The organism is Rothia sp. 27098_8_27 (genome assembly GCF_041432805.1).
GTDB lineage: Bacteria > Actinomycetota > Actinomycetes > Actinomycetales > Micrococcaceae > Rothia > Rothia mucilaginosa.
The window spans coordinates 923,453-933,277 of the sequence record NZ_JAPWAJ010000001.1; the positions used below are offsets into that span (position 1 = coordinate 923,453).

General features: G+C 55.8%; 13 protein-coding genes. All 13 read right to left on the minus strand.

The window, feature by feature from the left end:
• Positions 1-57: 57 nt before the first annotated feature.
• Positions 58-621 (minus strand): adenylate kinase, encoded by a 564-nt coding sequence (locus O3675_RS03500; RefSeq protein ID WP_049327567.1) that lies wholly within the window; start codon positions 619-621, stop codon positions 58-60.
• Positions 618-1,925: a preprotein translocase subunit SecY gene (gene secY / locus O3675_RS03505; protein ID WP_005505014.1), complete on the minus strand. Its 1,308-nt coding sequence runs from the start codon at positions 1,923-1,925 to the stop codon at positions 618-620. Before secY ends, O3675_RS03500 begins: the two co-directional genes overlap by 4 nt.
• A gap of 281 nt (positions 1,926-2,206) precedes the next feature.
• A complete protein-coding gene (gene rplO, locus O3675_RS03510; protein WP_005505008.1) occupies positions 2,207-2,653 on the minus strand; it encodes a 50S ribosomal protein L15 in 447 nt (148 codons plus the stop codon).
• A 2-nt stretch (positions 2,654-2,655) separates the two neighbouring features.
• Entirely contained in the window at positions 2,656-2,862 is a 207-nt protein-coding gene (gene rpmD, locus O3675_RS03515) for a 50S ribosomal protein L30 (protein ID WP_004005265.1), read from the minus strand.
• A gap of 2 nt (positions 2,863-2,864) precedes the next feature.
• Entirely contained in the window at positions 2,865-3,509 is a 645-nt protein-coding gene (gene rpsE, locus O3675_RS03520) for a 30S ribosomal protein S5 (protein ID WP_171840195.1), read from the minus strand.
• Positions 3,510-3,538: 29 nt separating this feature from the next.
• Positions 3,539-3,898 (minus strand): 50S ribosomal protein L18, encoded by a 360-nt coding sequence (gene rplR / locus O3675_RS03525; protein ID WP_005505006.1) that lies wholly within the window; start codon positions 3,896-3,898, stop codon positions 3,539-3,541.
• 2 nt (positions 3,899-3,900) lie between these two features.
• Entirely contained in the window at positions 3,901-4,437 is a 537-nt protein-coding gene (gene rplF / locus O3675_RS03530) for a 50S ribosomal protein L6 (protein WP_005505004.1), read from the minus strand.
• Between the two features lie 27 nt (positions 4,438-4,464).
• Positions 4,465-4,863: a 30S ribosomal protein S8 gene (gene rpsH, locus O3675_RS03535; protein ID WP_005505003.1), complete on the minus strand. Its 399-nt coding sequence runs from the start codon at positions 4,861-4,863 to the stop codon at positions 4,465-4,467.
• Positions 4,864-4,936: 73 nt separating this feature from the next.
• A complete protein-coding gene (rplE, locus tag O3675_RS03540) occupies positions 4,937-5,497 on the minus strand; it encodes a 50S ribosomal protein L5 (RefSeq protein ID WP_005505001.1) in 561 nt (186 codons plus the stop codon).
• Positions 5,497-5,832, minus strand: a complete 336-nt coding sequence (gene rplX, locus O3675_RS03545; protein WP_005504988.1) for a 50S ribosomal protein L24 — start codon at positions 5,830-5,832, stop codon at positions 5,497-5,499. The genes rplE and rplX overlap by 1 nt, the downstream gene beginning before the upstream one ends.
• A 3-nt stretch (positions 5,833-5,835) precedes the next feature.
• Positions 5,836-6,207, minus strand: coding sequence for a 50S ribosomal protein L14 (gene rplN / locus O3675_RS03550; RefSeq protein ID WP_005504986.1), 372 nt, complete (start codon positions 6,205-6,207; stop codon positions 5,836-5,838).
• A gap of 663 nt (positions 6,208-6,870) precedes the next feature.
• Positions 6,871-8,061, minus strand: coding sequence for a YncE family protein (locus tag O3675_RS03555; protein WP_371570990.1), 1,191 nt, complete (start codon positions 8,059-8,061; stop codon positions 6,871-6,873).
• Between the two features lie 951 nt (positions 8,062-9,012).
• A partial coding sequence (locus O3675_RS03560; protein WP_371570993.1) for an LPXTG cell wall anchor domain-containing protein occupies positions 9,013-9,825 on the minus strand: 813 nt, incomplete at its 5' end.

The window sequence follows — 9,825 nt, forward strand, 5'->3', positions numbered from 1 at the left end:
CCCCGCAAGTCTTTGTGATGCATCATGCACCTCAAATTGCGGGGGTACAGCAGAAGATTACTTCAGAGCGTCGAGGATGCGCTCGGTGACTTCAGCAATCTCGCCGAGGCCGTTAACTTCCTTGACGATGCCGCGTTCGCGGTAGATTGCGATCAGCGGTGCAGTCTCTTCCTCGTAGACCTTCAGGCGGTGACGGATGACCTCTTCGTTGTCATCGGTGCGACCCTGCTCTGCTGCGCGGTTGAGCAGACGCTCGACGAGTTCGTCGTTGTCTGCAACCAGCAGGAGAACGCGGTCAATCTTCTCGCCCTTGGCTTCGAGGATGGAATCCAGCTCGTGCACCTGGGAGGTGTTACGGGGGTAGCCGTCGAGCAGGAAGCCGTTGACGACGTCGCCCTCCTCCAGGCGTGCGCGCACCATGTTGTTGGTGACGGAGTCTGGAACCAGGTTGCCGGAGTCGATGTACGACTTCGCTTCCTTGCCCAGCTCGGTCTCTTCCTTGATGTTCTTACGGAAGATATCACCGGTGGAAATCGCGGGAATCTTCAGCGCTTCAGCGATCTTGACGGCCTGGGTGCCCTTACCTGCACCGGGAGGGCCGACGATGAGCAGACGGTTCATCGGAGCAGTCCTTCGTAGTTTCGTTGTTGGAGCTGAGCGTTGATCTGCTTGAGAGTATCAAGACCAACACCCACCACGATCAGCAGCGAGGCGCCACCGAACGGGAAATTCTGGTTTGCGTTGAATAGGATAAGCGCTACCAGGGGAATCATGGAAATTACACCCAGGTAAAGTGCGCCAGGCAACGTAATTCGGTTGAGTACGTAGCTGAGGTAACGCTCGGTGGGCTTACCGGCACGGATACCGGGGATGAAGCCACCGTACTTCTTCATATTGTCCGCTACTTCTACCGGGTCGAAGGTGACCGCCACGTAGAAATACGCGAAGCCAATAATCATAAAGAAGTAGAGAGCAATGTACAGCGGGTGATCGCCGCGCACCAGGTATGCGTTGATCCAGTTAACCCAGTCCGGCGGAGTGGAGCCGTCGGTGGGGGTGTTGAACTGGGCGATCAGACCGGGCAGGGTCAGCAGGGAGGAGGCGAAAATCAGGGGGATCACGCCTGCCATGTTGACCTTCAACGGAATGTAGGTACTGGTGCCACCAATGGTGCGTCGACCAATCATGCGCTTTGCGTACTGCACGGGGATACGGCGAACAGACTGCTCCACGTAGACCACAGCGAGCATGACCAGCAGGCCGATGCCGCAGACAGCTGCGAAGATACCCCAACCGTGGGTGCGCTGGATGGAGCCCAGAGCGCTCGGGAAGGAAGAAGCGATGGAGGTGAAGATCAGCAGGGACATGCCATTGCCGACGCCACGCTCGGTAATCTGCTCACCCATCCACATGATGACGGTGGTACCCGCACACAGGGTGACGATAATCAGCAGGATGTGCAGGACGTCGTCCTGGGGGATGATGCCGGGGCAGTTGCCCAGCAGAACGCCGGAGCGTGCCATCGAGACGATGGTGGTTGCGTTCAGCAGAGCAAGAGCGATGGTCAGGTAGCGGGTGTACTGGGTGAGCTTTGCCTGACCCTGCGCGCCTTCATCGTGCAGCTCCTGGAATCGCGGAATGACCACGCGCAGCAGCTGGATGATAATGGACGCGGTAATGTACGGCATCACGCCGAGGGCAAAGATCGAAAGCTGCAGCAGTGCGCCACCGCTGAAGAGGTTGACGATATCGTAGACGCCACCGCTCGTAACATTGGCGTTCAGACACTGCTGTACATTTCCGTAGGAAACGCCTGGCGCGGGGATGAAAGTGCCCACGCGGTACAGCACAATCATTGCCAGGGTAAACAGCAGCTTACGCCGCAAATCGGCGGTCTTAACGACTCGCCCGAATGCGCTCAGCACATGTCCTCCTGTAAGTCTATGGGGCGCCCATCCCTCTCAAAGAGTTTTAGGGCGCAGTAAACACATCTTCCAGTCTATCGTGTTTGGAGCGGGTAACGATAACTCCCTAGCAGATTATGTAGCTTTTATATTCTCTTAGCGTGATTTTTGAACATTAAATGTGGTGCGCACCAAGCGTTCAAATATACGTATATAGGAATATAAGCTCGTTGTGCCTCTTTTCGAGCAGCAAAAAGCCCCCGCCGTACAGTGTACGGACGGGGGCTTTCTCGTCTTGAAGACTACTTAACGGTTACAGAACCGCCAGCGGCCTCGATCTTCTCGATAGCGGAAGCCGATGCCTTGTCGACAACAACGTTCACCTTGACGGAGATTTCGCCGTTGCCCAGAACCTTCACGAGCTCGTTCTTGCGAACGGCACCCTTAGCAACCAGTGCCTCGACGGTGACGTCGCCACCGTTGGGGAACAGTTCCTGGATGCGGTCCAGGTTAACAACCTGGTACTCGGTGCGGAAGGGGTTCTTGAAGCCGCGCAGCTTCGGCAGGCGCATGTGCAGCGGCAGCTGGCCGCCTTCGAAGCCTGCACGAACCTGGTAACGTGCCTTGGTACCCTTGGTACCGCGACCTGCGGTCTTACCCTTGGAGCCTTCACCGCGGCCAACGCGGGTCTTTGCCTTGTGGGCACCCGGTGCCGGGCGCAGATCGTGAATCTTGATAGCTTCTGCCATCTTTACTTGACCTCCTCAACCTTCACCAGGTGAGCAACGGTGTTAACCATGCCAACGGTGACGGGGTCAGCAGTGCGGACTACCTTGTTGCCGGGGCGCTTGAGGCCCAGGGAACGCAGGGTGTCGCGCATGTTCTGCTTCTGACCAACATAGGACTTGACCTGGGTGATTTCCAGCTTTGCGTCGCTGGGCTGAATACGCTTGGCCATTACTACGCACCTGCCTTTTCAGACTTGGTGTTGCGCAGGTAGCTGGGGATAACCTCATCGGTGGGCAGACCACGGCGGGCTGCCACTGCCAGGGGCTCCTCGAGCTCCTTGAGTGCTGCAACAGTTGCGTGAACGATGTTGATCTGGTTCGAGGAACCGAGCGACTTGGACAGCACATCGTGAATGCCTGCGCACTCGAGTACTGCACGCACGGGGCCACCTGCGATAACACCGGTACCAGCGGTTGCCGGACGGAGCATCACAACGCCTGCAGCTGCTTCACCCTGCACGCGGTGCGGGATGGTGCGGCCTTCGATGCGGGGAACGCGGAAGAAGTTCTTCTTTGCTTCCTCGACACCCTTGGAGATTGCTGCGGGAACTTCCTTAGCCTTACCGTAGCCAACGCCGACCAGGCCGTTACCGTCACCAACGACGACCAGTGCGGTGAAGCTGAAGCGACGACCACCCTTGACGACCTTGGAAACGCGGTTGATGGTCACAACGCGCTCGATGTACTTGTCCTTCTCCTCCTCGCGAGCGCGGTTGTTACGGCGCTCACCACGGCCACGACGCTCGCCGCGGTTGTTGCGGCGCTCCTCGCGCTGGTTGGAGGTCTCAGCGGTTTCAGCTACTACTGCTTCGCTCACCTGAGTTTCCTTTACGTTCTGCTCGCTCATTAGAGTGCAAGACCTCCCTCGCGTGCACCGTCAGCAACGGCTGCAACACGGCCGTGGTACTTGTTACCACCGCGGTCGAACACGACTGCCTCAACACCAGCTGCCTTGGCGCGCTCTGCAACGAGCTCACCAACGCGCTTTGCCTTAGCGGTCTTGTCCAGGTCAGCTGCACGCAGCTCTGCTTCCATGGTGGAAGCGGATGCCAGGGTTACGCCCTTGACATCGTCGATAACCTGAACGAACATGTGACGGGTCGAACGGGTGACGCACAGGCGCGGACGCGCAGCGGTACCCGAAACGTACTTGCGGATGCGAGCGTGACGACGTGCACGCTGCGCTGCCTTCGACTTGATAGCCATGTTTACTTACCAGCCTTTCCGACCTTGCGGCGGATGTGCTCACCTGCGTAGCGAACACCCTTACCCTTGTAGGGATCGGGCTTACGCAGACCACGAATGTTTGCTGCAACCTGACCAACGAGCTGCTTGTCGATACCCGACACGGTCAGCTTGTTAGCACCCTCCACTGCGAAGGTAATACCCTCGGGAGCGGTGATGTTGATCGGGTGGGAGTAGCCCAGAGCGAACTCCAGGTCGTTACCCTTCGGGGTCACACGGTAACCGGTACCAACGATTTCCAGCTTCTTCTCGTAGCCGGAGGTAACGCCGATAATCAGGTTCTGAATCAGGGTACGAGTCAGACCGTGCAGCGAGCGAGACAGGCGCTCGTCGTTCGGACGAGATACAACGATCTCGTTTTCGTTCAGAGCCACGGTGATGGGGGAAGCTACCTTGTGGGAGAGCTCGCCCTTCGGGCCCTTAACGGTGACCAGGTTGCCATCGACCTTAACCTCAACGCCGGCGGGAACCGAGATGGGGAGACGTCCAATACGTGACATTATTCTCTTCCTTTCTCTTCTAACCGACTACCAGATGTAAGCGATGACTTCGCCGCCCACGCCCTTCTTCGCTGCCTGCTTGTCAGTGAGCAGACCCGAAGAGGTGGACAGGATTGCGATGCCGAGGCCACCCAGAACCTGGGGCAGGTTGGTGGACTTTGCGTAGGTACGCAGGCCCGGCTTGGAAATACGACGCACGCCAGCGATGGAACGCTCGCGGGACGGACCGTACTTGAGGACGAGGGTCAGGGTCTTGCCGACCTTTGCATCCTCAACCTTCACGTCGGCGATGTAGCCCTCAGCCTTCAGGATCTCTGCAATGCGAGCCTTCAGCTTGGAGTAGGGCATGGATACGGTGTCGTGGTATGCGGAGTTTGCGTTACGCAAACGGGTCAGCATATCTGCGACCGGATCAGTCATAGTCATTGTGGGCTTTAGCCCTTCCTCGTTGTGGTTTCCCTACCCCGCGGTAACGGGGTCTGGACCTACAACGTAGTCGTTAGTTGGTCTTGAACGGGAAGCCCAGTGCCTTCAGGATTGCACGGCCTTCTTCGTCGGTCTTCGCGGAGGTCACCACGGTGATGTCCATACCACGCACGCGGTCGATCGAGTCCTGATCGATTTCGTGGAACATGGACTGCTCGGTCAGACCGAAGGTGTAGTTACCGTTACCGTCGAACTGGCGGTCCGAGAGGCCGCGGAAGTCGCGGATTCGGGGCAGTGCCAGGGTGACGAGGCGGTCCAGGAATTCCCACATGCGGTCGCCACGCAGGGTGACGTGTGCACCAATGGGCATACCTTCGCGCAGCTTGAACTGTGCGATGGACTTCTTAGCGCGGGTAACAATCGGCTTCTGACCGGTGATTGCGGTGAGATCGCGGATTGCGCCGTCCATGAGCTTTGCGTCGCGAGCTGCCTCGCCGACACCCATGTTTACGACGACCTTAACGATCTTCGGGGTCTGCATGACGTTCTCGTACTTGAACTCTTCCTGCAGAGCGGGAACGACGACCTCAGCGTACTTGGTCTTGAAGCGGGGGGTGATCTTGGTTTCGGTCATTAGATGTCCTTACCCGAACGCTTAGCAACGCGCACGCGAACGGTGCGCTCCTTGCCGTCACGCTCTACAGTCTCGAGGCGGAAACCAACACGGGTCGGCTTCTTGGTCTCGGGGTCAACAATCGCAACGTTAGAAACGTGGATCGGTGCCTCAACCTTCTGAATGCCGCCTGCTGCGCCGGTCAGGGGGTTAGCCTTGGTGTGCTTGGTGACGACCTTGACGCCCTCAACAATCACGCGGTTTTCCTTGGGGAGAACCTTCAGAACCTTGCCCTGCTTGCCCTTATCTGCACCGGAAATAACCTGAACCAGGTCGCCGGACTTGATCTTAGCCATGAATTAGAGCACCTCCGGAGCCAGCGAAACGATCTTCATGAACTTCTTGTCGCGAAGCTCACGACCCACGGGGCCGAAGATACGGGTACCACGGGGATCACCATCAGTGTTCTTCAGGATCACTGCGGAGTTCTCGTCGAACTTGATGTAGGAGCCGTCGGGACGACGGGTTTCCTTCTTGGTGCGGACGACGACTGCCTTGACAACGTCACCCTTCTTTACGGTACCGCCGGGGATTGCATCCTTGACGGTTGCGACAATGATGTCGCCAATGCCTGCGTAGCGACGCGAGGAACCACCGAGAACACGGATGGTCAGGATTTCCTTCGCACCAGTGTTGTCGGCGACCTTCAGTCGCGACTCCTGCTGAATCATATTTCTCCTGTCGTCTCGCCGGTTCCGACTCGCTTTAGGCGCGAGCCAGCCTTGCGGAACATTTTTACGGGATTGGTTGACGCCCCGGGCCCCATCTCTATGGAAGGGGTTAGCGGAAACGCCTGGGGCAAACCCATGCCAGAAGCATTTGGACCCGCGTGAAGCGGGCGTATCCACCCGTAAGTAGCGGCATTATGCACTGGCACGAGAAGCCCGTGGTTGTGCAGCTATTTGGATATAGCCACACAGTCTTAACACTGTACAGGAAGCAGGTATCTAGCGCAAGGGCTTGTTAACTATGATTTCGGTCTCTACTACCCTATTCACCAAGACAATGCATGTATCGGATGCCAAAAACCTCATACCCCACATCAACACCGAGCGAGAAGGCGGCTTATTTGACACTTAAAGCAGGAGGCCCCTTCGTGTAGTTCCTGACGCATAAGAAACTGAAGGGGCCTCGAGAAATCTACCAAACAATGTGTCAAACAAAGATGGTAGATATTCATATTTTACTACGCTTTAATGCTTCTCCACGACAGACTTGCCGCGGCCTAGCGATAGGATCATCCCAGTCCTACTCCCCCACCCCGCTAGTGCGCACACAGGGTTAGAGAGCGGCAGTGACTATTTTGGGTATGCCAACTGTTCTTCGCTCTGCAGCTATGACATATATACTTTCGCAATACCATCACGAACGATAGGACGAGGTGCTTCTTCCGGCCGGCTTTCTTCCGCAGCCTCATGGTATTCGCCAGAGCGTGTATCCAGCACATAGGAAACCTCAATTGCGGGGTAATCCCCCGCCTTGTCGATAGCAATGACGCTCCCGTCCTTCAGTAGGACCTGGTGATTAATACGGGTCGGGGCTGCCTGCAAGGTCTCGATGATGGTTCGATTGAGCGTGTCAATGACAGTGATAGTTCCACCGCCTGCAACTGCAGGCTCTCCCTTACCGCCAAAATCAGCAACATAGAGCAGCTGGCGTTCTGCATCGAGCAAGATATCGGTGGGCATTTTGCCGAATGGAAGATAAGCGAGGTGTTCACCCTCAAAACTCAGAACATATAGACCGCCGTTTTTACCCTCGCGCCCCTGTGCAGAGACATACAGTTCGCCGCGCGTTGAATCAATCTCTACACCGTGAATACCGATTAGAGCATTGGCATCTTCCCCGCCAGTTACGGGCAGCCTACGTACGAGTCCCCAGCTGTTCATGTCCACAACCCAGATTTCATCTCGCATAATATTCGGGATGTACAGGCGGCTACGAGCTTCATCAGCTACGGGCCCTAGTAGCATAGCGGGACCGTCCCCTTGAAGAGAGCTAACCGCACGTTCTCCTTCTTCATTAGGTGCAGAGATTACCTGGTAACCACCCATTCCGGTCACGAGTACGGCACCGCTGGGTGCAACGTATAGCTCACGCGGAATTAGCATCTCCACTCCTAGAGCGAGAGAATCCCATACGAGCGCTAGGTCTTTTTGGGAGTATGCGGATACCGAGTTTGTGCGGGTTCCTCCGGTCCAGAGAAGCTCCCGCTCGTTGTCTGCTGCTAGACCGTAGGCAGCCTGGATTTGGAAGAGGTTCTCTAACCCGGGGTTATTTTCCGGGATAGCAGGCAGAACAGCCGTCTTCTCAATCTGCAGGGTATCTGCGTTTATGCGTGCGATTGTTGCACAGAGAGTACCGTGGGTCTTTGTGTGATTGAAGCTTCCGCTTACGAAAAGAACGTTCTCTTCGGGGTTGTATGCCACTTGATACTGCCCAGCGAGCCCCGCAGAACGATCCACGGAAAAACGGTTGGCATCCAGGGTGCTCTTCTGTTCTTCTCCTGAGGCTGAGGGAACCATAAATATCTCCAGAGTTGTGTAGGTTGGAGGCTAGCTCACCTCATATTTTGCGGGCTTAGCATCCGGAGCTTTCCGTTATATATCTTACGCTTCACCCTCCACTTTGAGACTTTTCTGGTGTAGTCCATGCGCTGCGCCATTCGTAGTCAAGGCATCCTATATCAGCACTACGCAACGCTCTCCTCCAGACCTTGAGCGGGGTGGGTTTATTCATTAAAAGCTACGCAGTATACATATAATTAGCACAAAATACATCTATCTAGAGATAATGATAGATTATAGAATCTATAAGCTTATCCTTAGGCACCTAGAGCCATGGATTTCGTAATATTTCGTCACTTCTGAGCCCCTCAAAGCAGTGTCCTGAAAAAATCTGCTTAAAAATTTAGAAATTAAAGCTTGTTTTTTCAAAAATCAAGTTTTTTGGTAATAAACGCGCTTCAAGGTGCGAAAATCAGCGAGATGTACCATAATAGAAGAGACGCATGCGTCAAACAAGAGGTTCGGTCCTTATCGGACAGATTTCTTGGGTCCCTTTTTCCTCGCTAATCCGTTTGTCTAGGGACCGAACCTCGCTTTGACACTAAACCCGCACTTCGGTGCGGGTTTTCTTCGTATTTGAGGCGCTAGAACCCTACATTTCATTCTTTGGAGCTGTTAACTCGTCAAATAAGGGCGGGCGAGTATTGAGGGATACCTCGCCCTGCGCCGCTTCTCTCGTACCCTCCCCTATTGCTACTTCTACCCCACCAGGTCTAGGTCTTCCGACTAAATACGGGCATATGGGCGCATTGAAAGGGGCGGTACCCATCACTTCGATGGGTACCGCCCCTTTCAATGTGTATCGGCAGTTTCAGAGAGTCAATCGGGTTCTTGAATATCTAGTAGATCCCGCTCTGCCTCTTTAGCTACTACCGAGCGGTAGTATCGTGGGCTGCCGTGTGGTACGGACTATGCCTTGCGGCGACGTGCTACCAGCACAGTTGCACCGATAACCAGAGCAAGAACGCCGATTCCAGCTGCAACGACAACGCCCGAAGCACCGGTGTTAGCCAGCGAAGACTTCGAGGTGCTCGAGGCGGTGGAGCCGTTGTTGGAAGAGGTAACGTTCTGCGACGAAGATCCGGAGGTCTTCGGGGCGGTGCTGTCCTTCTTCTGGGTCTCGGAGTTCAAAGAATCCACGGGAGCCTTGGACTGGTCCTTAGCGTTTTCCTTTACCTGTTCCTTGGAATCTGCAGGTGCAGACGGAGCAGCAGAGGGGTTAGTTACAGGTGCGTTAGCCGACTCGGATGCCTTCGGCTCCGATACCTTAGGTGCAGGTGCCTGGTTTTCAACGCTGAAGGTGTACTCTACGGCGACGCCACCACGTGCGTTATCGTTCTCTGCCAGGGAACCGGAGAGCAGGTAGATAGCAACGCTATCGCCGGTCTTCAGTTCTTCAGTCAGGTTAGAGTTTGCCACGGTGGGGCGGTCGATGGTTGCGGTGAAGTTACCGTTTTCGTCCGCCTTGATGTATGCCCAGATGCCTGCGCTATTGCCTTCAACGCCTTCGAGCTTGGGCTCTTCCTTCGCGGAAATAGCGCCCTTGTTCAGCTTGACTGCGATAACGGAGCCCTTACCGTCCAGAGTCTTGAAGCCTTCACCGCGGAAGGTCAGCTTCTGGCCGTCCCAGGTCTTGGGGAAGTAGACCTTAGCGCCGTCCTTGTACTCGTGCACAACCTCATTGGAATTTGCGCTTTCGGAGGGTGCCGGGGTGCTCGGCTC

Bases quoted from the DNA above. Each gene is read 5' to 3' on its own strand.
- O3675_RS03500 (WP_049327567.1), bottom strand. From the start codon at position 621: ATGAACCGTCTGCTCATCGTCGGCCCTCCCGGTGCAGGTAAGGGCACC.
- rplO (WP_005505008.1), bottom strand. From the start codon at position 2,653: ATGGCAGAAGCTATCAAGATTCACGATCTGCGCCCGGCACCGGGTGCC.
- rpmD (WP_004005265.1), bottom strand. From the start codon at position 2,862: ATGGCCAAGCGTATTCAGCCCAGCGACGCAAAGCTGGAAATCACCCAG.
- rplR (WP_005505006.1), bottom strand. From the start codon at position 3,898: ATGGCTATCAAGTCGAAGGCAGCGCAGCGTGCACGTCGTCACGCTCGC.
- rplF (WP_005505004.1), bottom strand. From the start codon at position 4,437: ATGTCACGTATTGGACGTCTCCCCATCTCGGTTCCCGCCGGCGTTGAG.
- rpsH (WP_005505003.1), bottom strand. From the start codon at position 4,863: ATGACTATGACTGATCCGGTCGCAGATATGCTGACCCGTTTGCGTAAC.
- rplE (WP_005505001.1), bottom strand. From the start codon at position 5,497: ATGACCGAAACCAAGATCACCCCCCGCTTCAAGACCAAGTACGCTGAG.
- rplX (WP_005504988.1), bottom strand. From the start codon at position 5,832: ATGGCTAAGATCAAGTCCGGCGACCTGGTTCAGGTTATTTCCGGTGCA.
- rplN (WP_005504986.1), bottom strand. From the start codon at position 6,207: ATGATTCAGCAGGAGTCGCGACTGAAGGTCGCCGACAACACTGGTGCG.
- O3675_RS03555 (WP_371570990.1), bottom strand. From the start codon at position 8,061: ATGGTTCCCTCAGCCTCAGGAGAAGAACAGAAGAGCACCCTGGATGCC.